The sequence below is a fragment of the Haladaptatus sp. DYF46 genome (assembly GCF_021083305.1).
In the GTDB taxonomy this organism is placed as follows: domain Archaea; phylum Halobacteriota; class Halobacteria; order Halobacteriales; family Haladaptataceae; genus Haladaptatus.
In genome coordinates this window covers 119,612-145,964 of record NZ_JAJFAY010000004.1, presented here as the reverse complement: position 1 = coordinate 145,964, position 26,353 = coordinate 119,612, and the positions used below count along the sequence as shown (strand labels likewise).

At 63.3% G+C, this 26,353-nt stretch carries 24 protein-coding genes; 5 read left to right on the top strand and 19 right to left on the bottom strand.

Annotated elements, in window-relative coordinates; translation table 11 throughout:
* Positions 1 to 188: 188 nt before the first annotated feature.
* Entirely contained in the window at positions 189 to 3,170 is a 2,982-nt protein-coding gene (locus LJF34_RS18730; RefSeq protein ID WP_231186836.1) for an FAD-binding and (Fe-S)-binding domain-containing protein, read from the top strand.
* Positions 3,171 to 3,208: 38 nt separating this feature from the next.
* Here LJF34_RS18730 and LJF34_RS29040 read toward each other — a convergent pair whose 3' ends face one another.
* Positions 3,209 to 3,337: a hypothetical protein gene (locus LJF34_RS29040; protein WP_255666265.1), complete on the bottom strand. Its 129-nt coding sequence runs from the start codon at positions 3,335 to 3,337 to the stop codon at positions 3,209 to 3,211.
* Positions 3,338 to 3,449: 112 nt separating this feature from the next.
* Here LJF34_RS29040 and LJF34_RS18725 point away from each other — a divergent pair, with 112 nt between their 5' ends.
* The gene (locus LJF34_RS18725) at positions 3,450 to 4,457 is read left to right on the top strand and encodes an LLM class flavin-dependent oxidoreductase (protein ID WP_231186835.1); all 1,008 of its coding nucleotides are present in this window, start codon (positions 3,450 to 3,452) and stop codon (positions 4,455 to 4,457) included.
* 44 nt (positions 4,458 to 4,501) lie between these two features.
* Here the strand turns inward: LJF34_RS18725 and LJF34_RS18720 are convergent, their stop codons facing one another.
* The 14 genes from LJF34_RS18720 to LJF34_RS18655 form a co-directional block, all read right to left on the bottom strand.
* Positions 4,502 to 4,810, bottom strand: a complete 309-nt coding sequence (locus LJF34_RS18720) for a DUF6176 family protein (RefSeq protein ID WP_342765888.1) — start codon at positions 4,808 to 4,810, stop codon at positions 4,502 to 4,504.
* A 111-nt stretch (positions 4,811 to 4,921) separates the two neighbouring features.
* Positions 4,922 to 6,223: a glutamate dehydrogenase GdhB gene (gene gdhB / locus LJF34_RS18715; RefSeq protein WP_231186834.1), complete on the bottom strand. Its 1,302-nt coding sequence runs from the start codon at positions 6,221 to 6,223 to the stop codon at positions 4,922 to 4,924.
* Positions 6,224 to 6,230: 7 nt separating this feature from the next.
* Positions 6,231 to 6,374, bottom strand: coding sequence for a rubrerythrin-like domain-containing protein (locus tag LJF34_RS18710; protein WP_231186833.1), 144 nt, complete (start codon positions 6,372 to 6,374; stop codon positions 6,231 to 6,233).
* A gap of 145 nt (positions 6,375 to 6,519) precedes the next feature.
* Positions 6,520 to 9,387, bottom strand: coding sequence for a bacterio-opsin activator domain-containing protein (locus tag LJF34_RS18705; RefSeq protein WP_231186832.1), 2,868 nt, complete (start codon positions 9,385 to 9,387; stop codon positions 6,520 to 6,522).
* 30 nt (positions 9,388 to 9,417) lie between these two features.
* Positions 9,418 to 9,564: a hypothetical protein gene (locus LJF34_RS18700; RefSeq protein ID WP_231186831.1), complete on the bottom strand. Its 147-nt coding sequence runs from the start codon at positions 9,562 to 9,564 to the stop codon at positions 9,418 to 9,420.
* A gap of 37 nt (positions 9,565 to 9,601) precedes the next feature.
* A complete protein-coding gene (locus LJF34_RS18695; RefSeq protein WP_231186830.1) occupies positions 9,602 to 10,828 on the bottom strand; it encodes an FAD-dependent monooxygenase in 1,227 nt (408 codons plus the stop codon).
* A gap of 264 nt (positions 10,829 to 11,092) precedes the next feature.
* Positions 11,093 to 12,115 carry an ABC transporter substrate-binding protein gene (locus tag LJF34_RS18690; protein WP_231187239.1) on the bottom strand — a complete coding sequence of 341 codons (1,023 nt, stop codon included), beginning with the start codon at positions 12,113 to 12,115 and terminating at the stop codon, positions 11,093 to 11,095.
* A gap of 260 nt (positions 12,116 to 12,375) precedes the next feature.
* Positions 12,376 to 13,605, bottom strand: a complete 1,230-nt coding sequence (locus LJF34_RS18685) for an ABC transporter substrate-binding protein (RefSeq protein WP_231186829.1) — start codon at positions 13,603 to 13,605, stop codon at positions 12,376 to 12,378.
* 2 nt (positions 13,606 to 13,607) lie between these two features.
* The gene (locus LJF34_RS18680) at positions 13,608 to 14,831 is read right to left on the bottom strand and encodes an ABC transporter substrate-binding protein (protein WP_231186828.1); all 1,224 of its coding nucleotides are present in this window, start codon (positions 14,829 to 14,831) and stop codon (positions 13,608 to 13,610) included.
* A gap of 2 nt (positions 14,832 to 14,833) precedes the next feature.
* On the bottom strand, positions 14,834 to 16,060 hold the full coding sequence (locus LJF34_RS18675) for an ABC transporter substrate-binding protein (RefSeq protein ID WP_231186827.1): 1,227 nt from the start codon (positions 16,058 to 16,060) through the stop codon (positions 14,834 to 14,836).
* Positions 16,061 to 16,276: 216 nt separating this feature from the next.
* A complete protein-coding gene (locus tag LJF34_RS18670; RefSeq protein WP_231186826.1) occupies positions 16,277 to 17,182 on the bottom strand; it encodes an ABC transporter ATP-binding protein in 906 nt (301 codons plus the stop codon).
* Positions 17,182 to 18,297, bottom strand: coding sequence for an iron ABC transporter permease (locus LJF34_RS18665; RefSeq protein WP_231186825.1), 1,116 nt, complete (start codon positions 18,295 to 18,297; stop codon positions 17,182 to 17,184). Before LJF34_RS18665 ends, LJF34_RS18670 begins: the two co-directional genes overlap by 1 nt.
* A gap of 4 nt (positions 18,298 to 18,301) precedes the next feature.
* The gene (locus tag LJF34_RS18660) at positions 18,302 to 19,231 is read right to left on the bottom strand and encodes an NAD(P)/FAD-dependent oxidoreductase (RefSeq protein WP_231186824.1); all 930 of its coding nucleotides are present in this window, start codon (positions 19,229 to 19,231) and stop codon (positions 18,302 to 18,304) included.
* On the bottom strand, positions 19,228 to 19,419 hold the full coding sequence (locus LJF34_RS18655; RefSeq protein ID WP_231186823.1) for a hypothetical protein: 192 nt from the start codon (positions 19,417 to 19,419) through the stop codon (positions 19,228 to 19,230). The genes LJF34_RS18660 and LJF34_RS18655 overlap by 4 nt, the downstream gene beginning before the upstream one ends.
* A gap of 260 nt (positions 19,420 to 19,679) precedes the next feature.
* Between LJF34_RS18655 and LJF34_RS18650 the strand changes: the two genes are divergently transcribed.
* Complete coding sequence (locus tag LJF34_RS18650) at positions 19,680 to 20,669, top strand: alpha/beta hydrolase (protein ID WP_231186822.1); 990 nt, start codon at positions 19,680 to 19,682, stop codon at positions 20,667 to 20,669.
* Between the two features lie 134 nt (positions 20,670 to 20,803).
* Here LJF34_RS18650 and LJF34_RS29035 read toward each other — a convergent pair whose 3' ends face one another.
* From LJF34_RS29035 to LJF34_RS18635, 4 genes are all read right to left on the bottom strand, one after another.
* Positions 20,804 to 20,935 (bottom strand): hypothetical protein, encoded by a 132-nt coding sequence (locus LJF34_RS29035; protein WP_255666264.1) that lies wholly within the window; start codon positions 20,933 to 20,935, stop codon positions 20,804 to 20,806.
* Positions 20,925 to 21,983, bottom strand: coding sequence for a dipeptide epimerase (locus tag LJF34_RS18645; RefSeq protein WP_231186821.1), 1,059 nt, complete (start codon positions 21,981 to 21,983; stop codon positions 20,925 to 20,927). Before LJF34_RS18645 ends, LJF34_RS29035 begins: the two co-directional genes overlap by 11 nt.
* Positions 21,980 to 22,159 (bottom strand): hypothetical protein, encoded by a 180-nt coding sequence (locus LJF34_RS18640; protein WP_231186820.1) that lies wholly within the window; start codon positions 22,157 to 22,159, stop codon positions 21,980 to 21,982. The genes LJF34_RS18645 and LJF34_RS18640 overlap by 4 nt, the downstream gene beginning before the upstream one ends.
* 227 nt (positions 22,160 to 22,386) lie before the next feature.
* Complete coding sequence (locus tag LJF34_RS18635) at positions 22,387 to 23,112, bottom strand: helix-turn-helix domain-containing protein (protein WP_231186819.1); 726 nt, start codon at positions 23,110 to 23,112, stop codon at positions 22,387 to 22,389.
* 242 nt (positions 23,113 to 23,354) lie between these two features.
* Here LJF34_RS18635 and LJF34_RS18630 point away from each other — a divergent pair, with 242 nt between their 5' ends.
* Both LJF34_RS18630 and LJF34_RS18625 read left to right on the top strand, forming a co-directional pair.
* Positions 23,355 to 24,737 carry a serine hydrolase gene (locus LJF34_RS18630; protein ID WP_231186818.1) on the top strand — a complete coding sequence of 461 codons (1,383 nt, stop codon included), beginning with the start codon at positions 23,355 to 23,357 and terminating at the stop codon, positions 24,735 to 24,737.
* A 92-nt stretch (positions 24,738 to 24,829) separates the two neighbouring features.
* On the top strand, positions 24,830 to 26,212 hold the full coding sequence (locus LJF34_RS18625) for a serine hydrolase (RefSeq protein WP_231186817.1): 1,383 nt from the start codon (positions 24,830 to 24,832) through the stop codon (positions 26,210 to 26,212).
* Positions 26,213 to 26,353: the final 141 nt, after the last annotated feature.

The following is a 26,353-nucleotide window of genomic DNA, read 5'->3' as shown; positions in this document are numbered from 1 at the left end:
CACGTCCCGGAGGAGGACACGTCGAAAAAAGGACCGCTCGAACCGCGTGTGACGACAGAAAACGTACGTTTTGGAACCGGTCTACTGTGTCCTCCGATACATCAGGAAGGCAACCGATATATTTCATCATATTACATGCTAACGGATTCAACCGCGGATTTATGTCCGTGTGAACGGTTGGATTTTTCATGGCAATTCGGGACGACCAACCCGACTTCGAGACGTACCGCACCGCTCTCGGACACGAACCCCCCGACGCCCACCCCTCCCTCGCGGACGACTTGCGCAGCGCTATCGACGGGGAGGTCCGGTTCGATCGATACACTCGCGTCCTGTACGCGACCGACGGGAGTATCTATCAGGCCCAACCCGCAGGCGTCGTCCTTCCCACGGATGTGGAGGACGTGCAGGCCGCCGTCAGCGTCGCGGCCGACCACGACATGCCCGTCCTCCCGCGCGGTGCCGGGTCCTCGCTCGCCGGGCAAACCGTCGGGCCGGGGTGTATCGTCCTCGACTGCTCGCGGCACATGGACTCGATTCTCGACGTGGACCCCGACGCCCGGCAGGCGGTCGTGGAACCCGGCGTCGTGCAGGACGATTTGGACGACCACCTCGAACAGTGGGGGCTGAAGTTCGCCCCAGACCCCGCCTCCTCCAATCGAGCGACGATCGGCGGCGGCATCGGCAACAACTCCACGGGCGCACACTCCGTCCGCTACGGCATCACCGACGCCTACACCGCCGAATTGGACGTCGTCCTCGCGGACGGGTCGCTGATTCACACCCGCGACGTCGAACTCGACGGCGAGGAGTGGGACGAAATCGTCGGGAAGGACGACCGGGAAGCCGAACTGTACCGCGCCGTCCGAAAACTCGTCGAGGAGAACGGGGAGGAAATCGAAGCGCGCTATCCGACGCTCAAGCGCTCCGTCAGCGGCTACAACCTCCACAAAGTGATTTTCGAACGGGACGGGACGCGCTACATCAACCTCTCCAAACTGTTCGTCGGCGCGGAGGGAACCTTGGGTGTCGTCGTCCGCGCGACGCTGGATTTGGTGTCGCGTCCCGACGAAACCGCGCTCGCGCTCTACTGCTTCGACGACCTCGTGTCGGCGATGGAGGCGGTTCCGGAGGCGCTGGAGTTCGACGTGAGCGCCGTCGAGTTGATGGACGACGAGGTGTTCCGTCTGGCGCGCAACTCGTCGGAGTTCGCCGCGTACGCCGAACCGATTCCAGAAGGGGCCGCCGCGGCCCTCATGCTGGAGTTCGACGGCGAGATGTGCGACGATTTTGAGGACGCCATCGCGGAGACGAACGCCCACTTCGTCCACGCCGGGGAGGCCTTCGACGTCCTCGAAGCCTACACCCCCGACGAGCAGGCGGACCTCTGGAAGCTCCGGAAGGCGGCGATTCCCCTGTTGATGAGCATGGAGGGCGACCCGAAGCCGTATCCATTCATCGAAGACGCGTCGGTGCCGCCCGAGGAACTCGCCGAGTACGTGCGCGAGTTCATGGACGTGCTCGAAGCCCACGACACGTCGGCGGCCTACTTCGCCCACGCCGGGAGCGGGACGCTCCACATCCGCCCGATTCTGAACCTCAAAGACGCGGAGGGAATCGAGACGATGCACTCCATCGCCGACGACGTGACCTCGCTCGTCCTTGACCACCACGGATCCTTCTCGGGCGAACACGGCGACGGATTAGCTCGGACCGAGTTCAATCCGAAGATGTACGGCCCGCAACTATGGGCGGCGTTTCAGGACCTCAAAACGGCGTTCGACCCGGACTGGCGGCTGAACCCCGGAACCGTCGTCTTCCGCGACGAGGAGGGTGCCGACATGCGCGAACACCTCCGGTACGGACCCGAGTACTCCTCGCTCGAACCGACGACGGTGCAGGACTTCTCCGACGAGGGCGGCTTCTCGCACCTCGTGGAACTGTGTAACGGCTGTGGAACCTGCCGTCAAACCGGTAGCGAGACGATGTGTCCCTCGTATCGCGGCATGAAGGACGAGATGGCGACCACGCGAGGGCGGGCGAACATGCTCCGTGCCGCCATCAGCGGGGAGATTCCGACCGAGGAACTGTACACCGACCGGTTTCAGGAGGAGGTGCTCGACCTCTGTTTGGGCTGTAAGGGCTGTGCCCGCGACTGCCCGACTGGCGTCGATTTGGCGAAGTTGAAAGCGGAGGTGAAACACGCCCACCACGAGGAGCGCGGCCCGAGTCGACGGGATCGCTTCTTCGCGAACGCGGACACGATTTCGGCGCTCGGGAGCGCGCTCGCCCCGGTTTCGAACTGGGCGACGAAACTTCCGGGGTCGGACATCATCGCCGAGAAGCTCCTCGGAATCGCGCCCGAACGGGACCTCCCGTCGTTCAGCAGGGAGTCCTTCGAGGAGTGGTTCGAGGCGCGCGGCCCCCGCGTTCCGAAGGACATCGCCACGGAGCACGTCGTCCTCGTACCCGACACCTTCACGAACTACAGCTATCCCGCACCCGGCAAGGCCGCCGTCCGCGTCCTCGAAGCGGCGGGCGTCCACGTACAAGTCCCCTCGAACCTCGCGCCGAGCGGGCGGGCGGCATACTCCGAGGGCTTTCTCGATACGGCGAAAGAAAACGCGGAGAAGAACGTCTCGGCGCTCGAACCGGCTGTTTCGAAGGGTTGGTCGGTCGTCTTCGTGGAACCCTCGGACGCGGTGATGGTGCAGGACGAGTATCAGGACCTCGTGTCGGACCCCGCCGTCGAGCGGGTCGGCGCGAGCACCTTCGGCGTCTGCGAGTTCGTGGACAGGAAGCGACTCGACGAGGACATCGAGTTCCGCGAGGTGACGGAGTCGCTCTCCTACCACGGCCACTGCAACCAGAAGGCGCTCGGGCGGGACCACCACGCCGTCGGCGTCCTCCGGCGGGCGGGCTACGCGGTGGACCCCTTGGAGAGCGGGTGTTGTGGTATGGCGGGCAGTTTCGGCTACCGCGCGGAACAGTACGACCTCTCGCAGGCCATCGGTCGAATCCTGTTCGAACAGGTGGACGAGAGCGACGCCGAAACCGTCGTCGCGCCCGGCGCATCCTGCCGGACGCAACTCGAAGGCCACGACTCGCGCCCGCCACACCCCATCGAAAAGGTCGCGAAGGCGCTCCCTCGGGGGAGCACGTCGTACTGACTCGGTTCACCGCTTCCTCGACCGTTTTTCGACCGATTTCAGCCGAGGAAGTACATCGCGGCGAAGAACAGGACGAGCAACGCGAGCAACACCATCGCCGGCTTGAACGCGTTCAGTATCGAGCTATCCGGCTTCTTCGGGCCGGAACTGGTGAGTGGACCATCCATAGTTTCGATTTTCCAACTCGTGTGGTAAGTCTTGTGGAGAGGGATACCGAGCGAGTACCACGCGAATTTCCGCTTATAAACCATTAAGATGACAGCGTTCGATTTCACGGGTATGAAACTCGGGACGGGGCTGTTCACCTGTCAGCGACGACCGGACGACGACCGCTCGATGACCGAGATTTACGACGAGATGGTGGAACTCGGCGAAGCTATCGACGACTCCGGCCTCGACAGCATGTGGGTGTCGGAACACCACTTCGCGGAGGACGGGTACCTCCCGGCCACCATGCCCTCGCTCGCGGCGCTCGCCGCTCGCACCGAAACCGTCGAACTCGGGACCTGTATCGCGCTCGCGCCGCTCTACGACGGGGTTCGCCTCGCCGAGGACGCCGCGACGGTGGACTTGCTCGCCGACGGGCGACTGACGGTGGGACTCGCCATCGGGTCGAACCCCCGCGAGTTCGAATCGTTCGGCGTCCCCCGCGAGGAGCGCGTGGAACGCATGACCGACCTGACGGCCCTCCTCCGCGCGTCGTGGTCCGACGGACCGCTCGACTACGACGCCGAGTTCCACGACGTGTCCGCCGACGTGAGCGTGACGCCGAAACCCGAGTCGAAGATTCCGATCATGTACGGCGGGTCGGTCAAACCCGCCGTCCGACGCGCCGCCCGCGTCGCGGACGCATGGTGTGCGCCCTCCTCGCTCTCCATCGAGGGCGTCAGAAAGCGAAAGGAGGACATCGAACGCGTCCGCGAGAAGGAAGACATCGAGGGAGATTTCGAGGTGTACGTCCTCCAGCACGGCTTCATCGCCGACTCGAAGGAGAAAGCGTGGGAGATCATGAAACCCGGTTTCTTCTACATCCAGCGCCGCTACGCCGAAATCTTCTCCGGCGAATCGGTGGACGAACTCGACCCCGAACGGAAGGAAGAACTGAAAGAGCAGGCCATCTTCGGCACGCCCGAGCAGGTGGCAGCGGAGTTGAACGAGTACCGCGACGCGCTGGGCGACGACGTCCACTTCATCTTCCGCACCTACCACCCCGGCATCGGCACCGACGCGATGGTGGAGTGCGTGGAGCGGTTAGGGAACGAAGTTGCACCGGTAGTTCGCGAGTAAAGTACCACACGAGAGGATCACACACCCCCACCGTTTCCGTTGTTTTACGGTCGCTCGGCGACGAACGTGTCGAGGGAGTCCAACAGTTCCGTGCTTCCGTCGACGAGCACCTCCTCCATCACCGCCGCGTGTTCGTCGTCGATGTCGAAATTCGAGTCCTCGACGGCGGCTTTCGATTCGGCGATGTCCGCCGCCTCCATGAAGGTGAACAGGAAATCGCCGTCGGCCGTGGAGCGGAGGAACCGACATTCCGTATAGACACCCTCGTTGTCGAGGGTTTCGAACACCTCCTCTTCCCGCGACTCCAGTTCGGCACACCACTCGCGGAGACGCTCCGTTTTTCCGGGACGGATTTTCCTGTCTGACGAGGACGACGTCGGTCATGGCCGACGCGACGTGTGAACGGAACAATAATTTTCTGCTGGGGGACGGAAACGGACGGACAGACGGACGAACGAAACGCGTCAGGGCCAGAGGCCGCGAACGCGGTGAGCTTCCCCGATACGCGAGAGGGCGACGACGTACGCGGCTTCGCGCCACGTCACCGCCCGCTTCTCGACTTCCTCGCGCACGTCGTTCCACGCGGCGAGCATCTCGGCTTCGAGTTCGTCGTTCACGCGTTCGAGCGACCACTGGCGGCGGTTGATGTCCTGTAGCCACTCGAAGTACGAAACCGTGACGCCGCCCGCGTTGGCGAGGATGTCCGGTATCACCGGGACGTTCCGCTCGGCGAAGACGGCGTCCGCGGACGCCGTCGTCGGGCCGTTCGAACCCTCGACGACGAGCGACGCCCGCACGTCGTCCGCGTTGGCCTCCGTGAGGACGTTGCCGACGGCGGCGGGAACCAATACGTCCACGTCGAGCGTGAGGAGGGCCTCGTTGCTGATGCGCTCCGCGCCGTACCGGGTGACGGCCTCCGGTTCCTCTTCGTGTGACGGGACGTCACCCGTGTCGATACCGTCGGGGTCGTACGCCGCCCCGTTCACGTCGGAAATCGCGACGACCGTCGCCCCCCACTCGTCGAGGAGGCGGGCGGCGTTCGCGCCGACGCTTCCGAACCCCTGTACCGCGACGGTCGTTCCGTCGAGGCCGAAATCGTAGTACTCACACGCCTTGCGGGTTACGAGCGCGACGGAGCGGCCGGGTGCCTCTCCGCGTCCGAACGAGCCGCCGATGACCGGCGGTTTCCCCGTGACGACGCCGGGTTGGGTTTCGCCCTCCTGCATCGAGTATGCGTCCATGAACCACGCCATCGTCTGGGCGTCGGTCCCCATGTCTGGTGCCGGGATGTCGCGGTTCGGCCCGACGGTGTCGCGGAGTTCCTGTGCGAACCGTCGGGTCAGGCGCTCCCGTTCCGTCTCCGAGAGGCGCTTCGGGTTCACGACGAGGCCGCCCTTCGCACCCCCGAAGGGGATGTCCATGACGGCGCACTTCCACGTCATCCACATCGAGAGGCCGATACACTCCTCCTCGGTGACGCCGGGATGGTACCGGAGGCCGCCCTTGTAGGGTCCCCGCACGCTGTCGTGTTGCGCACGATAGCCGGTGAACACCTCCACGGACCCGTCGTCGCGCTTCAGCGGAACGGTAACGCGATGGACGTGTCTGGGGTACCGCAGGCGTTCGACGATGTTCGGGTCGATGTCCACACCCTCGGCCGCGCGATTCAACTGCCGCCTGGCGGTATCGAGCGCCGATTCCGCGGCGTCGTCGGTCGATTCGTCCGCGTCCGATTTCGACCCCGAATGTACGGTGTTGGATGCCATAGGGAAACTATTCGAGGGGCGTCCCTCTGTTACGGAGATGAACGTGGCAGTCGGTGCACGTTCCGGGGTGGTGCGTTGCCGTCACGATGGTACCGCAGCGCGGACATTCGTACTTCGATTCCGTCGTCGGGTCGTGTTCTATATCTCGCATCGGGAAGTCCTCCGGTGGACGACGACCCGCTATCGAAAACGATACGGACAGGTCGACGCCATGCATCGCAATTTTTGCGACGAGGGGAAGTAGGAAGCGGTTGAATAGAGAGGCAGTATTGGACGGGTTGGGCTAGATAGTCAACCTATTCCGAGACGGACCGAATTCCGTCGAACACCGAACCGATGAGTTTCCGCTGGACCTTTCGCACGTGTTCGTAGAACGCAGCGGACGAGATGTCGAGCATGGCGGCGACGGCGGCACCGTCGTTCGTCCGAGGAGAATCGAAGTAGCCGCTGTAGTAGGCCGTCTGGACGACTTCGAGTTGTCTGTGGGTGATCTCGTCCAAGAACCGTTCGCGGAACCGGCCTCCGGTTTCGGGTGGTCGCTCGCGTTCGCGCTGTGCGACGAGTTCGGACGACGGGTAGACGTCCGAGAGAACGTCGTCGATGGTTCGGACCGTGACGGGCGAGGGGACGAATATCGTCGCCGTCGTGTCGCCGTTATCGGAGCGGAGGCGTTCGAGCGTCGCACCCGACTCCGCCAGTCTAGTCGCAACGAACGGCGAGGTGAGCGTCAACTGTACCAATCCGCCCTCGGCGTGGGTCGAAACGACGCGGGCGGATTCGACGGCGACGACGGTATTTGCGGCCGTAACGACGGCGTCCGGCGAAGCGTTCGACACGGAGACGAGGATTCGGGCACCCGGGTCGAGTTCGCGGACGCCGCCCTTCAGTTCGAGGGTGGCGTCCGTCCGCCGCGAGAGCGCGTGCAGGACGCAGGTTTCGTCCGTGATGCGGTAGTCGAGTTCGACGACGGTGTCGCTCACGAGCGCCCGCTTTCGCTCGGCCGACTGAATGGCGGACGCGATGGTTTCCCCGAGTTCGGAGATGACCGTCCGCGCCCTGTCGTCGAACGCGTCCGGACGACCGGCGTACACCGAAAGGGCTCCGTAGGCGGCATCGCCGTGCGTCAGCGGAACGGCGATTATCGACTGGAACCCGCGCGATATCGCTTCCTTCCGCCACGACGTCCCCCGCAAATCGTCCGCGACGTTCGAGACGACCGAGACGGATCCCGTCGCCGCCGTTCTCCCCGCCGGGTCGCCGGATTCGGACAGGTCGACGGCGTCGAGATATCCCCGGTCGTCGCCCGACCACGCACGGGGTTCGATGACGCCCGTACTCGGGTCGATGTCCCCGACCCACGCGAAATCGAATCGGTCGCTCGCGGTCAGGAGTTCACACACTTCGGACTCTATCTCCTCGCGCGAGTCCGCCCGAACGAGGGCGTGATCGATTTCGCGGATTATCCCGTTCGTCCGGTTCAACCGGGAGAGTTGGCGGTTCCGTCGCTGGAGTTCCCGGTCGCGGTCGCGCAGTTCGTCTTCCCGTTCGATGCGGTCCAGCGCCGCCTCGACGGTCGCCGCGAGGAGGTCGATTATCTCCCTCGTTACCGCGTCGAGGGACCCGCGTTCGTCCGCCGCGACGAAGACGCCGTGGTCCCGGAGGGGGATGAAGAGACCGCTCCGTCGTTCGATAGCGGTCGGGGAGAAGACGACGGGGTCATCCGCGTCGTCGAACTCGACCGTCGTCTGTTCGACGAACGCCCGTCCGAGCGCGCTCGGTTCGTCGAGTCGGACCGTCGGCAGCGCACCCGAGAGGGATTCGATGGCCTCCGTCGCCGCGGCGGGCCACAGTTCGTTCGCGTCCGTGTCGAAGAAGTAGACGGCACAGTCGTCCACGTCGAAGATGTCGGTCGCGTCGTCGGTGACGATCGTGGCGATTTCCCGCGTCGTCTCCGCGTAGAGGAGGTCGCGACTCGTCCGATGGAGCGCGGTCAACGCCCGCTCGCGTTCCTTTCGCTTGGTGATGTCGCGGCAACTGTACAGCGTCGTCCCCCCCTGAATCGAGACCCGCTTCACGTTGACGAGGAGCGTGTGTTCGCGCCCCGCTTTATCCGTCGCGGTACACTCGACGTTCGTGAGCAACCCGTGGGAGTCGAGCGCTTCCCGGTCGAAGAGGTCGTCGCCGAGGAGGGCGTCGATGCTCCCGAGGTCCCGAATCTCCTCGACCGAGTAGCCGAAGATGTAGTGGACGTTCGGACAGATGTAGGTGAACTCACCCGCGTCGTCGGTGACGAGGACGGTGTCCGTCATGTTGTTGAGCGTGACCCGGTGGAGTTCCTCCGACTCGCGGAGTTCCCGTTCGAGGTGAGCGCGTTCGCTCACATCGAGCGCTTCGACCACGACGCTGACGACGGCTCCCCCTCGGTCGGTCACCGGACGGAACGAGACGTCGAGTTCGACGGGGCCGTCCGGAGCGTCGAAGGACGTTTCGAACCGCGCGACTGAACCGCCCCTCGCGGTTCGAAAGGCGTCCCGAACCGCCTCGGGGGACACGTCCGACCGGACCCACCACGGCGATTCGGCGAACGGCGTCCCGGCCACCGACTCCGGTGAAACATCGAGAAAGTCGAGGGCGGTGTGGTTCGTCCGCCGAAGCGTTCCGTCCGGGTCGATGACCCACATGAACGACCGGGGGTCGTCGAAGAGCGCGTCGAACTGACGCGCTCTTCGGCGGCGGGTCAGCGCCGTTCGATATTCGACCGCGACCCGGCGAATGCGTCGGAGAAGGTCGTCGGTGAGCGAGGGCCGGGCCTCGACGGGAACGTACTCCGTCACGTCGGCGGCGACGGCTCTGCTGGCGACCGTCGCATCCGCGTCGGCGTCGAGGAGGACCACCGGAAGGTCGGGGTAGAGGGTTCGAACGACTTCCAGAAAGCTCACGCCGGACATATCCGCCAGGTCGGGCGCACAGACGATACAATCGACGTCGCCCGGTTGTGACGTGAGCCACTCGTATCCGTCGTGGCCGCGAACTGCGGTCGTGACGAGGACTTCCTCGGCGGTCGAAAGGCCGGAGACGAGCGATTCCCGCCAGTTCGGGTCGCCGACCACGAGGACCGAAATCGGTCCCGTTGGGGAGTCCGCGGAGCGTCGCGTCGGTTCCATGGTGGGGAGATGGCGCAAGGAGTTGTTAAATCACGTCGGTCTTCGAATCGGGTGCGACCCACGGTCGGCGCACGGCCCGGGGAAGAGTCGCGTGACGGAGGGGACGGTCGAACCGTCTCGTTGTACGAGCGTCGGGGAGAGAAGGCGGACGTTTCCGCCGTCGCTCGAACCGCACATCGGCAGTCGCCGAAACTCACCGGAACCCTTCCAACCGTCACTCCTCGAACAGCGTCCGGTCCACGGACGGTTCGGCGTGGTCGTTCTCGGAACGGGTCGGCAGTCGCGCCAAGAGACTCATCACCGCGGCACCGCCCCGCAACAGGTGCGGCTCGAGGGCGTTCGGGAGACGGTCGCGGGACGAGAGCAGCGAGGACAAGCCTCGACCCCTCGACCGTTGTCCCGCTATCGCCTCCTCGACGGCGGGGCGACGGTTCCCCTCGACGCGCCTCAGGACGGCGTTCGGAATCGGACCATCGCCGCGGGTGAGCGCCGGCGTCAACAGGCGGTGTGCGACGACGGCGTCCTGAATGGCGAGGTTGTTGCCCTCGGCACCGATAGGAGATGCGACGTGCGCGGCGTCCCCGATGAGCAGGAATCCGTCGTCGGTCCACCGGTCCGCGAGGCCGGAGCGTATCGAAAGCAGCGAGCATTGGTCGAAGGACGCCAGGTGTGCTTCCACGCTGTCCGCGATTGCGGGTTCGATTCCCGCGACGGTTCGTCGAAACCGTGCGATGCCACGGTCCCGCATCGCGGGATACCGTCCGGCAGGAATCAGCAACCCGTACTGTGATTCATGCTCGCTGAGCGGGGAGTAGACCAACACTCCTTCGTCCTCGATGCGAATGTGGGTCGTGAAGTCCGCCGCCGCGCGCGGCAGCCTGAACCAGACGACTTCAGCGCCGGTTTCGTCCATTTCCACGCCGATTCCGGCGGCCTTCCGGGTCGTCGAAAACCGACCGTCCGCCCCGACGGCGAGTCGGCTACGGATTTCGTGTTCCTCGCCGCCGGGACGGGATGTGGCGGTGATTCCGGCGACCGCACCGTTCTCGCGGCGAAAGCCGTCGAACGTCGTTCCACTGTGAAAGGTGAACGTATCGAACTCCCGAGCGCGTTCAATGAGGAGTCGGAGCAGCGGCGGCTGTTTCAGCAACAGCACCCGCTCGTCGTCGAAATCGAACACCGGGTACGATTTTCCGTAGGCAACGACCGTTCCGCTGGAGATGGTTTCGTGGGGAAGGGCCTCGACGTCCGCGAGGAGGTCCATCTCCTCGAAGAGCCGCGGAATCGGCGGCCGAAAGCCGTAGCCTCGAAACTCGCGTTCCAACGTGTGCTGCCGTTCGACGAGGACCGTCTCGACGCCGCTTCTGGCGAGCAGGTAGCTCACGACGCATCCGGCCGGGCCGGCACCGACGACGACCACGTCGGCGGACTCGGTGGTCATCGTCCGACCCCCGCGGCGAACCGTCGCATCGAAGGGTAACACCGCAGGAGCGGCGAGTGGCTACGAATTCGCATGAACGAGTGGAAATCGAGACGAGAGGGTAGAAAAGCTTTCGAGCGTGTATAATTCGAAACGGATTATACCGTCTGTCAGCTTCGGAAGTGGTGCTCGCGGTGGAACACTGGACAGCGGGTTTCGAACGTTGGACCCGGGAAGCCGGTGGATTCCTCGGGGCGATATCGGTCTGCCGTCGGTGAACGACCCTCAGAGGTTTCCGTTGACGATGTCCGCGACGCGCTGGCGGTCGAACAACTGCTCGTCCTCGGAAATCTCCGGGTACGGGCCGTCGGTGTACGTCGGCCACTCACCGAAGGCGTCGGGATAGAGCTGTTTGGCCGCCATCTCAGTCTGAAAGAGGTTCATCAACGGACCCTGATTTCGCCCGCCCTGCGTGTGGATGCGGCCGTCCTGCACGGCCGACACCGACTGCGTCGTCGGGTCGCCCTCCAAGCGCTCGCGGGTCTTCGTCACGTGCCGATAGTCGGACATTCCGGCGAGGCAGAGGATAACGTCGGGGTCGGCCTCGATGAGCGCCTCGTAATCGACCGTCGATTCGGTCTGCACGTCGGCAAAGACGTCCGTCGCGCCGAGGGGGCGGGTGTGGGCCGTCAGGAAGCCGGGACCGTTGAGCGCGTACGTGTACATGCTGTCCTCTCCCTGCACGAGGATTATCATCGCCACGGTCGGCCGCTCGTCCTCGGGCGGGATGTTCGATTCGATGTGCGATACCATCTCGGTGTGGATGGAGTTGAGCGCCTCATAACGCTCCTCCGCCCGGAAGACCTTCGCGACCGTCTCGAAAATCTCCCAGAGCGTGTAGTACTCGTAGTTACCGTTCCAACCCGACGGCGGTTCCTTGTGCGCGTTGCTAAGCGCGTTCCCGAACCACGGCGCGACGTTTTCCCCGATTTCCTCCACGTCGTCGGTTGTCCAACCCTGCATCGTCGTCATGTAGGCCGGGTCGGCGAGGTGCAGGTCGCAGTCGAGTTCGTAGAGGAGTTCCTTGCTCGGGTTCCACGACCCCGGCAGGTCCTGCCACTCGACGGAGACGTCCGGAAGGGGGTCGAGGCACTTCCCCCAGATCGTGTCGTTGTACTCGGGGTTGTACAGCATCGCGGCGACGGCGTCGCCGTGTCCGGCCGCGAGCGCCATGTCCGCGTGATGCGGCAGAATCGTAAGCACGCTCTCCGGCGGTTGCTCGAACTCGACGGTACCGGCGGGCGACATCGTGACCGAGTACGGCCCGTCCTCCGACGCGGTAGTCTCGGTTCCCGATGTCGTTCCCGTCGACGTCGATTTCGCACCACTGTCGTCCGTACATCCGGCGAGCAGTCCGCCGCCGATGACCGCCCCGCCGTACTTCAGATAGTTCCGTCGGGTCCGTTCGCTTCGCTCACTTCCCCGACGACTTCCCGCTCGCTCGTGCTCGCGGGAATCCCGGCGCGTCGGTGGCTCGGTCGTACTCGTGTCATTTTCGTCACTCATAATCAGAACTCACCGTTGATGATGTCCGCAACCCGCTGGCGGTCGAACAACTGTTCGTCTTCGGGAATTTCGGGGAACTGTTGCGGGTCAAATTCGCCGAATTCCTCCGGGACGAGTTGTCGTGCCGCCAATTCAGTTTGGAAGAGGTTGACGATCGGCCCCTGCTGGAACGACCCGCCGGGGTAGATGTTTCCTTCTTTAGCCGCCGTGAGTTGACCGCCGACCGGGTGTTCGAGTGTCGGCGTGACGAACTGATCGACGAACGCCTGCCCGTCGAACGTTCCGTCGTCAGTCGACAGTCGGACCCCACTGTGGATCACGATGAGTTCGGGGTCGACTTCGAGCAACTGTTCGTAGTCGATTTCGCCACCCGCGACGGTCTCGGACGAAAAGGCGCTCGTCATTCCGAGGTCGCGGTACTGCTTCATCTCGACTCCCTCGCCGCTGACAGTCATCGGATAAAACGTCCCCTCTCCCGGCGACGAACCGAAGTTCACGAGGCCGATTTCTGGCCGTTCCCTCTCGGCCGGGAGCCGTGACTGAATCTCCGCTTGCATCTCGGCGTGAATGGCGGCGAACGCCTCGTAGCGCTCGCGCTCTCGAAAGAAGTCGGCCAGTCGGTCGAACGCCTCGTAAAGCGAGTAGAGCTCGTAGGTGTGGAATTCCCGTCGCCGGACGATGTTGTTGCCAAAGACGGGCCCGACAGTCTCGACGAGTTCCCGCGTATCCGACTCGTCCCACGAACTGTCGAACGCAGTCAGGTAGTTCGGATCGCCGAGGATGACGTTCGGGTCGAGTTCGTAGAACACCTCGGCTTCCCACTTTCCGTCCGCGTACGCCGCCTCGGTGTCGGTCAGCCACTCGACACCCACCTGCTCGTAGAAGTATCCCGGTGCGTACCACCCCGCCGGTTTAAATCCATCCCGTTGGCCGAGTGCAATCGCCATGTCCGCCCACGGTCCGGACAGGGCCATCCACGTCTCCGGCACTTCCTCGAACGTGAGGCAGCCGACCGGTTCGATGCACGTCTCGTAGGGAGTGTTCGTCTCGGTCGATGACGCCGTCCCCGATTCAGTTTCCGTTTCCGCGGACGGCTCTGTGGTCGTCGAATCCGATTCGGTGTTTGCCGAACATCCGGCGAGCAATCCGCCACCGACGACCGCGCCGCCGTACTTCACATAATCGCGCCGCGTCGGTTCCTCGGTCCTCCTTGTCGTGTCGTTATCGCTCATTGTCAGAACTCCCCGTTGATGATGTCAGCGAGGCGTTGGCGGTCGAACAGCCGTTCGTCCTCGAGAACTTCGGGGAAACGTTCGGGGTCGAACGCGCCGAATTCGTCCGGGTGGAGCTGTTTCGCCATCGCTTCGATTTCGAAGTGTGCGATGATCGGTCCCTGATGCCGCCCACAGCCACGGACGACGGCATCGTTCTTCACGGCCGAGAGTTCCCGTCCGACGGGGTCATCGCTCATCGTATCGATGAATTTCGACTCGAACTCCTGCGGAGAGAGTTGGCTGATCGCCGAATCGACACAGATGTAGTCGGGGTCCATTTCGAGAAGCCCCTCGTAGTCCGTTTGATACGTTTCGGCGTCGGTGAGATCCGCGAACCCGTTCGTAACGTCGAGCACTCCGTACGGGTAGTTCCCAACCCCGGCCGCGGTAGGCGATGCGATGTAGAACGTGCCCTTACTCGGGTCCGATCCCGAGTAGATGATCCCGACATCCGGCTCTGGTTCGGGTGAGCGGTCGGCGATGTCAGCCGTGAACGATTCGAGTTGGCGAGTCCACGCCGACGCTCGTTCTCGTTGTTGGAATATGTCCCCGACGAGGGAAATCGCCTCCGGAAGCGTGTAGTAGGGGAACGAGAACTCCATTCCGAGCGCGTTCCCACTCCACTCCCCGCGGATGTACGACCCGGCAAACGGCCCCACATTGGTCTCTATCCGATCGAAGTCGTCGCCGTCCCATCCCGAATAGCTGGCGACGAGTTGTTTGTCGACGATGTGAACGTCCGCGTCGATTTCGAACAGCTGTTCGGTACTCATCGCACTGACGTCACCGAGATCAGTGACGGCGTTCTCGTCGAACGAGACGTCTGGCAACGACCGATAGTACTGCAATGGGTAGTAGGTCATCGACATCGCTACCGGCTGGTTCCCGAACGCAAAGCCAATGTCTGTCCATGCACCCGAGCCCATCGTGACGTACGTTTTCGGGACTTCGTCGAACACGACCTGACCGTACGGTTCAATGGTGACTTCGTACGGAGAATCCGTCTCGGATGTGGTCGTCGCCTTCCGCTCGGTCGTCGTCTTTTCAGAAGTTTTCAAGGATGTCGTCTCCGATGCGCTATCACTTGCACACCCGGCGAGCAGTCCACCGCCGATGACCGCCCCGCCGTACTTCACGTACTCTCTCCGGGTCGGTGCCTCGGTACTACCTGTCTCGTCGCTCATGGTCAGAACTCTCCGTTAACGATGTTCGTGAGTCGCTGCCGGTCGAACAGCTGTTCTTCTTCCGGAATTTCGGGATACGCGCCGCCCGTGTAGGTTGGCCACTCGCCGAACCGCTCGGGGTACAACTGCTTGGCGGTCATCTCCAGTTGGAACAGGTTGACGAGCGGTCCCTGAAGCCGCGTCCCGAGGGGATAGATGCGGTCGTTTTCCACCGCGGAGATGGCTTGTGTAGCGCCATCGTTTAGCTGCTGTCGCTTTTCGTCCATATCGGTGCCCCCCGCCATTCCGTCAGTGAGGAGGAGGACATCGGGGTCCGCGTCGATGAGTTTCTCGTAGCCCACCGAGGAATCGACCGCGATCTGTTCGAACGCGTCGACCGCGCCGAGCGGTCTCGTATGCGCACGGTAGAACCCAGGTCCGTTCATATTGTAGACGTACACCGCTTTCTCGGCAAGGATGACGTTTGCGACCGTTGGACGGTCTCCCTTCGATGGGAGATTGCTCTCGATATTCGATATCACGTTCCGATGGATCGACGCGAGAGCATCGTACCGGTCAGTCTCGCGGAAGACCTGTGCAACCTTCTCGAACATGTCCCACAGACTGTAGTACTGATAGTCCCCGACCCAGTCGGGCGTGGCGGTGTTCCCGTTGCTGTACATGTTGCCGAAGAACGGGGCGATGTTGTTCCGAACTTCCTTTATGTCGCTACGTTCCCAGGCGTCCATCATCGCGATCATATAGACCGGGTCGGCGAGGTGCAGGTCGCTGTCGAGTTCGTAGAGCAGTTCTTTACCGGGGTTCCACGAAGCAGCCACGTCCGTCCAATTGACGGAAACGCCGGGGAGGCGTTCGAGGAATTTGTTCCAGATATCGTCGAAGTACTCGGGAGCGTAGATCGAATTCACCACATCTCCGTGACCGAGTGCGACCGTCATACCCGCGAGATGGGGACTTACGGTGAAGACGTTCTCCGGCGGCGTTTCGAATTCGACGGTGCCGACCGGTGACATCGTCACCGAGTACGACCCATCCTCGGCCGTCGTCTCGGTCGTCGTTGCGGCCTCCGAGTCAGTGCCGGTGTCTGTCTCGGTCGCTGTCCCTGCCGGGGTCGTGTCCGACCCATTACTGGAACAGCCGGCAAGTAGCCCGCCGCCGACGACCGCCCCGCCGTACTTCACGTAATCCCTGCGAGTCGGTTCGCCCTGACCGTCGTCATCGTCTGACATGGGATTTAGGCTCGCCTAAAATATCTTAACCCTTCCGATTTAGGCAATCCTAAAGCAATCGATATTGTGGCCCTCAGGCGTCATTTGCCCCGATTTACGATGACATGACCCCGACATCACGAAACCGCATCCGATTTCGGCCACGGTGGGTGGTCGTCGAACCCAGGGTACGGACGTGCACGGCGTCCTCTCCACCATGGAACCCTCACTCGCCGCTCATTCGGATTCCCTATCGGAGTCGTGCAGGGGGTGAAGCGGCGTGATTTGCGGCCCGTGTTCCGTTGACGCGACCGTCGCCTCGATTTCGAAGACGTCCGCGAGGAGGTGCTCCGTGAGAACCTCATCGGGCGACCCGCGTGCGTAAATCGACCCGTCCTTGAGCGCGACCATCCGGTCGGCGTACCGCGCCGCCTGTGAGATGTCGTGGAGGACGACGACGACCGTGATGTCGCTCTCGTCCCGGAGCGTTTCGACGATTTCCATCACTTCGAGTTGGTGGTGCAGGTCGAGGAACGTCGTCGGTTCGTCGAGCAACAGGACGTCGGTGTCCTGCGCGAGAACCATCGCGATCCACACCAGTTGCTTTTGACCGCCGCTGAGACTCCCGACCGGGCGCTCGCGGAGGTGTTCGACGCCCGCCAACGAGATGGCTCGGTCGATAGCCGCCTCGTCCTCGGGGGTCATCGACTCGAAAAATCCGCGATACGGATAGCGACCGTGTTCGATGAGGTTTTCGACGGAGAGACTGCCCGGCGAAACGTTCTCCTGCGAGAGCAGGCCGAGTTTGCGAGCGAAGTCCTTCGTCGTGAGCGAGTGGACGTCCGCTCCGTCAAGGAGAACGGTCCCACCGTCGAGCGTGAGTTGGTTGGCGAGCCCCTTCAGGAGCGTGCTCTTTCCGCTGCCGTTCGGGCCAACGAGTGCGGTCACTTCGCCCGGCGAGACGTGAATCGACTCGTCGTCGAGAATCGGCTCGTCCGAAGCGGGATAGCCGATGACGAGGTCCTCACCGCTGAACTCGCTCGCCGAGTCAGCGGCTTTACCGGTCGGTAGATCGGAACCGTCCCGGCGGTCGGTCAGCGATTCCGGCTTCTCGTCCAAGCGCGTCGTGTCCTTGCTGGCCATCAGATTTCACCCATGTTCTCCTGTTTGCGCATCAGGTAGAGGAAGTACGGTCCACCGATGAGACCGGTGACGATACCGACCGGAATCTGTACCGGATTCAATGCGAGGCGCGCGCCGACGTCGGCAGCGACCATCAACGCCGGTCCGACGAACATACAACCCACGATGAGTTTCTTGTAGTCGCTGCCGACGATGTTGCGGACCATGTGTGGAACGATGAGTCCCACGAATCCCACGATACCCGCGACGGCGATGCTCGCCGCGGCCGCCAGCACGGCGATTCCCGACAACAGGAACCGGACCTTCTCGACGTTCATTCCGAGCGATTTCGCCGTTTTCTCGCCGAGCAGGAGGAGGTTGAGTTGTCGGGAACTGATGAGGGCCAGCAGCATGGTGACGACAGTCCACGGGAGGGCCATTCGAACCTGCTCCCAGTCGGTTCCTGTCAAGGACCCGGTCGTCCATGCGATGGCGGACTGAACGACGCCGAGGTCGTCGGCGAAGAAGAAGAGCGCCGTCTGGAGCGACCCGAACACCGTTCCGACGATGACGCCGGCCAGTACGAGTCGAACCGGGGACGTGCCGTTCTTCCACGCGATGGCGTAGACGATGAGGAACGCGACCGCACCGCCGATGGAGGCGATGAGCGGGAGGAACGCCGACAGCCCCGAGAACACGACCAGCGTGAGCAGAATCATCAACCCGGCACCCGAGGAGACGCCGAGAATGAACGGACTCGCCAGTTCGTTTCTCGTCACGGCCTGGAAGATGGCACCCGAGATGGCGAGGTTCATCCCGACCAGAATCGCGACGAACACGCGCGGGAGACGGATGTTCCAGACGATGAGGCTCTGTTTGCCCATCTCCGGGACCTCCGCGCCGAGAAGGAAGGCTTTCCACGCTTGCAAGCTGAAAATCACGTCGGGATTGAACACGGCGTGCCACGCCTCCGCGATGGTCATGCTGAACGCGCCGAAGCTCACTTGGACGAGCGCGCCAGCGACGACGACCAAAACGCTCCCGGCACAGAGGGTGAACAACGACCCGTCGAACCAACCGAGCCACTGCTCTCGGAGGCTCGTCGATTCGGAATTGGAAACCGATTTACTCGCCATCGTCTCAGTCCTCGCTCGTCTCGGACGCTTGCCGCTCGGCCTCGATATCGCGGGCAGCGTCGAGGATGCGGTCGTCGTCGATGTGTTCGAGCAGCCGTTTCTGACCGCGCTCGACTCGTCGGTCTATCTCCTCGTCGGAGAGATACGTCGCGAACTTCCGGTCTATCTCCCGCTCGCGGAGTTCGACCAGACGTTCCTCATCGAAGTCGGGGTCGTCCGGGGTGCGTTCGTCGAACCACTCCCGCCATCTGTCGGGATCGGCCCACTCCCCGGTCAGGTTGGCGTCACGACGTATCCAGTCCCAGTGGTCGGCGATATCGTCGGGGAATCCGCGTTCGCGTCGGACCTCCGCGAGTATCGTCCGGGCGACTCGCGCACCCTGACCGGCAGAAATTATCGCCTGTGCTTCCGCGTCGCCCGCCGGAGCGGCCACGTACAACCCGTCGACCGGCGTCGTTCCGTCCTCGTCCGGGTAGTCCCGGTCGAAGTGTTCGTGTTCCTCGCCGCCGTGACTGTGCGTTACGAACATCTCCTCCGCGTCGTCGAGGGGGCGAAGGAAATCGGCGTCGTATCTGGCGGCCGCCACGACGCGTTCGGCCGTGACGGTATCCCCGTCCTGCGTTTCGACGAGGAAGCCGTCGCCGTCCCGGTCGACCGACTCGACCATGTCCGAGACGAGTTCACAACCGGCTTCCTCGGCGTGGTCGTGCATCAAGGCGTACAGCGTCCCGATGTCGATGCCCGCGGGGAAACCGAGATAGTTCTCCAAGTACGCACACCGCTGAATCGAGGAGTTACCGCGGTCGAAGATGACCGTGTCGAGACCGTATCGCGCGGTGAACAGACCCGCCGAACAACCCGTGGGACCGCCGCCGACGATGACGACGTCGTAGTCGAATTCGGCGTTCCCGTCGGCGGCGTCGACGGTGCTCATGGAGAGAACCCCCCGTCGGTGAAGTCCGCGATGCGCTGCCGGGAAGGTTTCACGGACGAAGGTCGCCTTCCGGCGGAGTGCCGTTCGAAGCTCTCGCGCGGTGTGCCTTCGATTCCGTCCGTCGCCTCCCGTCGAACGTTTGCGGAGTCGCGTCGCGCGGGTATCTCGTCTGTCAGGTCGTTCACCATGGGTTTAGGTCCGCCTAAACCATACAAAAACGTTCCGACTTTTAGGACAGCCAAAAGCCGGAAATCCGTGGCGCACAGAGCACGAGTCAGTACCGCACACCGGTGGTCGTTCTCGGAAAACCGTCGTCGAAATACGCGATCGACGGCAATATCTCTACCGCCACGAATCGACGTTTCCACGGGCGAAATATGGAAACTCGTCCCCTACATCATCCCGACGGGGCAAAAGCGGTTAGTTTCGACCGTCCGAACGACCGCTCATGCAAGCCGATGAAATCGATCCGCAGGCGCGGGCGGCGGTCGAACGGCAAGACCGGCTTCCGCTCCCGCACAGCCGCCGCGGACTGAAGCTCCTCCGCCTCATCAGCCGGGGCGCAATGCGGATACGGAACCGAAACCCGCCCGTCGTCGGCGCGACCGTCGACCGAAGCATTCCCGGTCCCGCAGGCGACCTCGACGTTCGCCTCTACCTCCCGGACGCGGACGGGCCGTTTCCCACGGTCGTCTTCTTCCACGGCGGGGGGTTCGTCCTCGGCAGCATCGCGACGCACGATTGGCTCTGCCGTCACCTCAGCCGGGAGAGCGGCTGTGCCGTCCTCTCGGTCGACTACCGACTCGCTCCGGAACACCCCTTTCCCGCGGCGGTCGAGGACGCGTACGCCGCCGTCGAGTGGGCGGCTGCGAATCCGGACGCCGTCGATGGGAATGGAGACATCGCGGTCGCGGGCGACTCCGCGGGCGGGAACCTCGCGGCCGTCGTCGCCCTCATGGCCGCCGAACGCGACGGATCCGCTTCCGGTGGCGACGGGACGGCGGCCGGTGACTCACCGAATCACGCTGTCCCCGAAGTCTCCTATCAGGCGCCCATCTACCCCGCCGTCGGCGTCGAGGAGGACCAGCGGTCCGTACGAGAACACGCGGGTATCGTCCTCAGCAAAGCCAACATGGAGTGGTACGACCGCTGTTATTACGCGAGCGAGATCCACGAGCGGAACCCGTACGCCGACCCGACGAACGCCGCCGACGTCTCCGGTATCGCGCCGGCGACCGTCGTCACCGCCGGATACGACCCGCTCCGAGACGGCGGGAAGCGATACGCCGAACAGCTCGTCCACGACGGCGTTCCCACCCGCTACGAGAACTACGAGGACATGGTCCACGGTTTCGTGACGTTTCGAGGCGTGGACCGAGCCCGCGAAGCCATCGCCGACGTCGGCGATGATCTCGCGGACGCGCTCGGCACGGACTGACAGTATCGTGTAATCGCTCTCGGTCTCCCACGTCGAGTTCCGGTTCGGGCAGAACTGTGCGACGGAACGGAACGTGTTTGCCGTCGTTACGGGTTCACTGTCGTCCCCACCGTTCCTAAATCGGAAGTCGTCCGTCAATCGGCGGTCGGTCCTTTCGAGAGTAGGGAGATGACGAGGTCGTAGCGGCTCGAACTATCCCTGCCCTCGGCGTCCGTGTCGTGGACGCGCGAACGAGTCGCCTCCCTCCAACCGGTTTTACACGTCACTCGGTGTGACACCGTGTCCGGGACCGGTGATCTCGTGAATCGGCCCGTCGCCGGAGGCAACGACGTCTTCGGCGAGCAGACGATTGCTGTCCAAGTCGACGTACGAGAACGCACCCGTCCCGGCCACCACGTGTGCACCGGTGTGGGTGCCGATCGAACTTTCGAGCATACAGCCGATCATGCAGTCGAGATTCGCACCGCGTGCGATCGCCACGATGTCCGCGACCGCCAGCGGCCCGGACTTGCCGAGTTTGGCGTTTATGATGTCCGCAGCCCCGGCCTCGACGATTCGCACGGCGTCCGCAGGGGTGAACACCGCCTCGTCGGCGGCGATGGGCACGTCGACGTGTCGGCGCACGTCGGCCATCCCCCGAACGTCGGCGGCGGCGACCGGTTGTTCGATGAGTTCGAGTTCGATACCGTCGTCGGCGACGGCATTCGCGAAGGTTCGGGTCTCCTTCGGCGTCCACCCCTGGTTCGCATCCACTTTGATCGCCGCATCCTCGGCGACCTCTCGAACGGCGACGACGCGCTCGACGTCCTCGTGCACGTCGTTCCCGGTCTTGATTTTGAGGTGGTCGAATCCCGATTCGACCGCTTCCTCGGCACGGCGTACGGTCCCTTCGACGGAGTCGATTGGAACCGTTATGTCGGTCTCGACCGGTGCAGGCATCCCGCCGAACAGTTCCGAGAGTACGATATCGCGTTCGCGGCAGAACGCGTCGAGCACGGCCGTTTCGACCGCGAAGTTGGCAGACACCGCTCCTGGAAACGTGCTCCGAAGCGCTTCGACGAGGCGGCGGTAGTCACCGACCGGCCGACCCTCGACCACCGCCGCCGCGGCGCGTGCAGTCGCGAGCGCCGCCTCGCGCGTCTCCCCGGTGACGGGGGGGACTGGTGCACCCTCACCGTACCCGACGACGCCGGACTCGGTTTCGACCGTCACGAGGACGTTCGCCGCCTCGTGCTGGACGCCCAGCGAAATCTCGAACGGTTCGGTCAGCGGGAGGTCGAGCGGTTGCGCCGTGATGTCGACGATCCGACTCATCTGTACTCTCCCGATACGTCGTGATCCGTTCCGGTTCGAGGTCTATTCCGAGCGGTTTCCCACGGTCGGAGGGGGTCTCCCGGTCGTTTCCGCGTCTTCCCGCCGGTCTCACCGAACTCCTCGTCCGCGAGTACGACGGCGGTGGCGGAAGCGCCAAACGGTTCGTGAAGGCTCATACCGACTCATGGCGAGTTCCATCTAAAATCCCACAACCTCCCATAGCAGGTACCATCGCCGTCTCCGTCCACGAACGTATTGGTTTCGTGATCGAACCCTCCAAGGAGAACGGTCTCGTTCGTCATGATCGACGGTTCGGCTTGCTCTCGATAAAACGAGAACCTCACATGAACGGCGGTCTACCCCTCCGGAACGGCGTTTGACCGTTCGATACTCGAACCCGATGTCAGTTCGTCTGCCCGAGAATCTTCGCTTCGGCCTTACGGAGGTGTTCGAGAAACGTGGTCTTCGAGACGCCAATCCGGGCGGCGAGCGCGCTGGCGGAGGTTTCTCGGGGCCAGGTGTAGTATCCCTCCCGTTGGGCGAACTCGAATATCTCCCGCTGTCGCTCGGACAGTTGCGCAGATGGCGTCGCCTGTACGGTACTCGTGTGTGCGGACTTCATTCCCTCGACGGTGATGTCGGCGTCCATCTGGCGGCGAACTTCGTCGAGGCGGGAGTGAATCTCCGAGCGCGGAGCGTCCACGTTAACGGTCCAGTACTCGTAACCGTCGTGGACGCGTATCTTCTCCTCGGGGACGAACCCCCGGGATATCAGGGCGTCGTGGATGCTGTATCGAGGTTCGTACTCGACGAGCAGTTCTTCGGTGGCGTTGCCGGCGGTGGTGGTCCGGAACTTCGACCCGAAATACTCGTTGATGACTTTGACCTCCAGAGTCAGACTCGACTCGCGGATGTTCTCGACGAGTTCGTCGATAGCGTCGGTCGTATCCCCGTATGCCGTCATCCTCGCTTCCAGCACCCCGTCGTGTTCGTAGACGCCGTGGCCGATGAGACCGGCATCGGCGTTCTCCGTGACCAGAAGCGTCCAGCACTTGGGGTGCCAGATACGGAGGGAGATCTGGGAAGTCCGGAACGTCTCCCCCGTACTTTGTTTGATATTCTCACTCATGTCACGTCGTTTCGAATCACCACTATTGATTGTTTCGATAGGGTGGATTTCCCACTCCAACCGGCCCTAAACTGTCGCTCTATCGCGTTACGGGTAGCGCAGAATCCGGCGAAGACGATGTCGCTGGGCGACGGGTTCACCGTCCCGATTTCGCCCATATTTCCCGCTCCGAGCACCGAGATATACGTCCACCCGTCCATGGGAGGCCGTCACTACTTGCGGACCCTTTCGCAGGAGACACCATGGAAACGCTCGCGAAACCGAGGCGTTCCGAAATCGAATCGTTTGTCGCTGACTGGCTGAGCGACGAGCGCATCCCCGGTGCGGCGATTTCAGTGGTCGACCCGAAGGGAACGCTCTACGCCGAAGGGTTCGGCGCTCGGAACCTCGAACGGAACGTGCCCGCGACACCCGATACCCTGTTCGGTATCGGTTCCTGTACGAAGTCCTTCACCGCCATGGCCATCATGCAACTCGTCGAGGCCGGCGAACTGTCCGTCGAGGACCCCATCTCCGAGTACATCCCTCACCTCGACGACGTGCCGGGTGAACCGATTACGATCCACGCGCTGCTCACCCACACCTCGGGGATGCCGAGCGACGGAGCCGAAGTTCCGCTTAGCACCCGGTCGCTCGGAATCGGTCACGTCGAAGTGCCCCTCTCCAGCAAGGACGATTTCCGGCGTCACGTACAGGCGTCGGCCGACCGGCGGGTGACCGACCGCGAGACGTACTTCTACTACAACTCCGGCTATACGATGCTTGGGGAAATAATCGAGGAGGTAACCGGTCAGTCCTACGCGGAGTACGTGAGCGATCGGATTCTCGCCCCACTCGGGATGGACCGTTCGACGTTCGACCGCGAGGAATTCGAGGGCGAAGAGGATCGGATGACGCCGTACATCAAGCCGGAGGGAAACTCCACGGAAGCGGGGTTCCCGTTCGATTCGCTGATCCACGCACCGGGAGGGTTGATCAGTTCCGTCCGGGAGATGGGCGAATACGTGCGAATGTACCTGAACGGCGGCACCCTCGACGGCGCGTCGGTGCTCTCGAAATCCGGGGTCGACGAGATGCGGACGGGGGTCACGGAGTCGGACGTATACATCGACGACCGGACGGTGGAGTACGGGTACGGGCTCACGACTGAGCCGTTCCTCGACGATACGCTCGTCGGCCATGGCGGTTCGATCGTGGTGTCGAAGTTCTGGTTCGGCTACCTCGAAGACGCGAAAATCGGCGTTGCCATCGGTTGTACCACGTCGCCGGAGACGCTCCTTGACGATGTCGGTGCGGCCGTTCTCGCCCTCCTTCGGGACGCCGATCCCACGAATGCGGTCCCGCACTATCGGTTGACCGACGCGCTCGATTCGGTCTGTGGCTCCTACGAGACGTACCGCGACATCGGGTCCGCGATCGTCGAGCGCGACGGCGGCACGCTCGAATTCACACAGAACACGGAGTTCGGGGAGCAAGCGCTCAGTCTCACACCGGTGACGCTGGAGGACGATTTGCTGCTGTGTTCGACGGTCCTCGGCTCCGGACGGCGCTACACGGTACGGTTCGAACTCGACGGCGACGACGTGACCTGCTTCTTTGCGGGCTCCCGATTCGTCAAGGAGTGAGCCGAGACGGGATCGGGACCCCTCTTTCCGTGGGGAGCTTCCCGCCCATGGAAGGTAGTTGCTACTTGTGGTTCTCTTTTCAAGTTCTCCGTATGGATACGCTTGCAGAATCCACGCGATCCGAAATCGAAACGTTCGTTGCTGACTGGATGAGCGACGAGCGCATCCCGAGTGCGGCCGTCGCCATCGTCAATCCGGAGGGAACGCTCTACGCCGAAGGGTTCGGCGCTCGGAACCTCGAACGGAACGTGCCCGCGACGCCCGATACCCTGTTCGGTATCGGCTCCAGCACCAAATCTTTCACCGCCATCGCCGTCCTGCAACTCGCCGAGGCCGGCGATCTGTCCATCGAAGATCCCGTCTCCGAGTACATCCCCCACCTCGACGACGTGCCGGGTGAACCGATTACGATCCGTGAACTACTCACCCACACCTCGGGGATGCCGAGCGACGGATCCGCCGCGCCGCTTATCACCCGGTCGCTCGGAATCGGTCACGTCGAAGTGCCCCTCTCCAGCAAGGACGATTTCCGGCGTCACGTACAGGCGTCGGCCGACCGGCGGGTGACCGACCGCGAGACGTTCTTCTACTACAACTCCGGGTACACGATGCTCGGCGAGATAGTGGAGGCAGTGACGGGGGATACCTACGCGGAGTACGTGAACGAGCGGATTCTCGCCCCACTTGGGATGGACCGTTCGACGTTCGACCGCGAGGAGTTCGAGGGCGAAGAGGATCGGATGACGCCGTACATCAAGCCGGAAGGGAGCTCGACCCCGTCCGACTTCCCGTTCGACCCATTGCTACACGCGCCGGGCGGAATGGTCAGTTCCGTTCGGGAGATGAGCGAGTACGTGCGAATGTACCTGAACGGCGGCACCCTCGACGGCGCGTCGGTGCTCCCCGAGTCGAGTATCGACGAGATGACGACACCCGAGGGGGAGTTCGCCACCTACCTCGATGACAGCAAACTTCGGTACGGCTACGGCATGATGACCGAGTCGTTCCTCGACGACACGCTCGTCGGTCACGGCGGCTCGATATCCGTATCGAACTTCTGGTTCGGCTACCTCGAAGACGCGGAAGTCGGCCTCGCCATCGGTTGTACCACCACCCCCGAAGCCCACCCGTTGCTGGTCGGACCGGCGCTTCTCTCCATCCTGCAGGGGACCGACCCCACCGAGTCGGTCCCGTACTATCGGTTGACCGACGCGCTCGATTCGGTCTGTGGCTCCTACGAGACGTACCGCGACATCGGCACCGCGAGCGTCGAGCGCAACGACGGCATGCTGAAGTTCTCACAACAATCGAGCGTGGGCGGGGTGGAGCTCTACCTCAAGCCCGAGACGATAGAGGAGGACCTGCTGGAATGTTCGAGCGTCGCTGCGCCGGGGATGCGCCATCCCGTTCGGTTCGAACTCGACGGCGACGACGTGACCTGCTTCTTCGATCGAAACCGACTCGTCAAAGAGTGAGACGGGAGATTTTTTGGCGAAGCGTGGAAAGTCGGGTGAGAAAATTTCCCTCGATTCTGCGGCAGAAATCGCCCGCCTCAGCCGACGGAGCGGCCGATCGATGTGGAGTTTGCGGAGAACGGCTACCCGCGTCGGTGACGC

Excerpts from the sequence above, each read along its gene's own strand:
- LJF34_RS18670 (WP_231186826.1), bottom strand. The coding sequence starts at position 17,182 with ATGGCCAGCAAGGACACGACGCGCTTGGACGAGAAGCCGGAATCGCTG.
- LJF34_RS18680 (WP_231186828.1), bottom strand. The coding sequence starts at position 14,831 with ATGAGCGACGAGACAGGTAGTACCGAGGCACCGACCCGGAGAGAGTAC.
- LJF34_RS18645 (WP_231186821.1), bottom strand. The coding sequence starts at position 21,983 with ATGAGTCGGATCGTCGACATCACGGCGCAACCGCTCGACCTCCCGCTG.
- LJF34_RS18685 (WP_231186829.1), bottom strand. The coding sequence starts at position 13,605 with ATGAGCGATAACGACACGACAAGGAGGACCGAGGAACCGACGCGGCGC.
- LJF34_RS18650 (WP_231186822.1), top strand. The coding sequence starts at position 19,680 with ATGCAAGCCGATGAAATCGATCCGCAGGCGCGGGCGGCGGTCGAACGG.
- LJF34_RS18700 (WP_231186831.1), bottom strand. The coding sequence starts at position 9,564 with ATGTGCGGTTCGAGCGACGGCGGAAACGTCCGCCTTCTCTCCCCGACG.
- LJF34_RS18675 (WP_231186827.1), bottom strand. The coding sequence starts at position 16,060 with ATGTCAGACGATGACGACGGTCAGGGCGAACCGACTCGCAGGGATTAC.
- LJF34_RS18705 (WP_231186832.1), bottom strand. The coding sequence starts at position 9,387 with ATGGAACCGACGCGACGCTCCGCGGACTCCCCAACGGGACCGATTTCG.
- LJF34_RS18710 (WP_231186833.1), bottom strand. The coding sequence starts at position 6,374 with ATGCGAGATATAGAACACGACCCGACGACGGAATCGAAGTACGAATGT.
- LJF34_RS18690 (WP_231187239.1), bottom strand. The coding sequence starts at position 12,115 with ATGTCGCCCGCCGGTACCGTCGAGTTCGAGCAACCGCCGGAGAGCGTG.
- LJF34_RS18625 (WP_231186817.1), top strand. The coding sequence starts at position 24,830 with ATGGATACGCTTGCAGAATCCACGCGATCCGAAATCGAAACGTTCGTT.
- LJF34_RS18630 (WP_231186818.1), top strand. The coding sequence starts at position 23,355 with ATGGAAACGCTCGCGAAACCGAGGCGTTCCGAAATCGAATCGTTTGTC.
- LJF34_RS18640 (WP_231186820.1), bottom strand. The coding sequence starts at position 22,159 with ATGAGCCTTCACGAACCGTTTGGCGCTTCCGCCACCGCCGTCGTACTC.
- gdhB (WP_231186834.1), bottom strand. The coding sequence starts at position 6,223 with ATGGCATCCAACACCGTACATTCGGGGTCGAAATCGGACGCGGACGAA.
- LJF34_RS18725 (WP_231186835.1), top strand. The coding sequence starts at position 3,450 with ATGAAACTCGGGACGGGGCTGTTCACCTGTCAGCGACGACCGGACGAC.
- LJF34_RS18635 (WP_231186819.1), bottom strand. The coding sequence starts at position 23,112 with ATGAGTGAGAATATCAAACAAAGTACGGGGGAGACGTTCCGGACTTCC.
- LJF34_RS29040 (WP_255666265.1), bottom strand. The coding sequence starts at position 3,337 with ATGGATGGTCCACTCACCAGTTCCGGCCCGAAGAAGCCGGATAGCTCG.
- LJF34_RS18730 (WP_231186836.1), top strand. The coding sequence starts at position 189 with ATGGCAATTCGGGACGACCAACCCGACTTCGAGACGTACCGCACCGCT.
- LJF34_RS18655 (WP_231186823.1), bottom strand. The coding sequence starts at position 19,419 with ATGGTGAACGACCTGACAGACGAGATACCCGCGCGACGCGACTCCGCA.
- LJF34_RS18695 (WP_231186830.1), bottom strand. The coding sequence starts at position 10,828 with ATGACCACCGAGTCCGCCGACGTGGTCGTCGTCGGTGCCGGCCCGGCC.
- LJF34_RS18660 (WP_231186824.1), bottom strand. The coding sequence starts at position 19,231 with ATGAGCACCGTCGACGCCGCCGACGGGAACGCCGAATTCGACTACGAC.
- LJF34_RS18665 (WP_231186825.1), bottom strand. The coding sequence starts at position 18,297 with ATGGCGAGTAAATCGGTTTCCAATTCCGAATCGACGAGCCTCCGAGAG.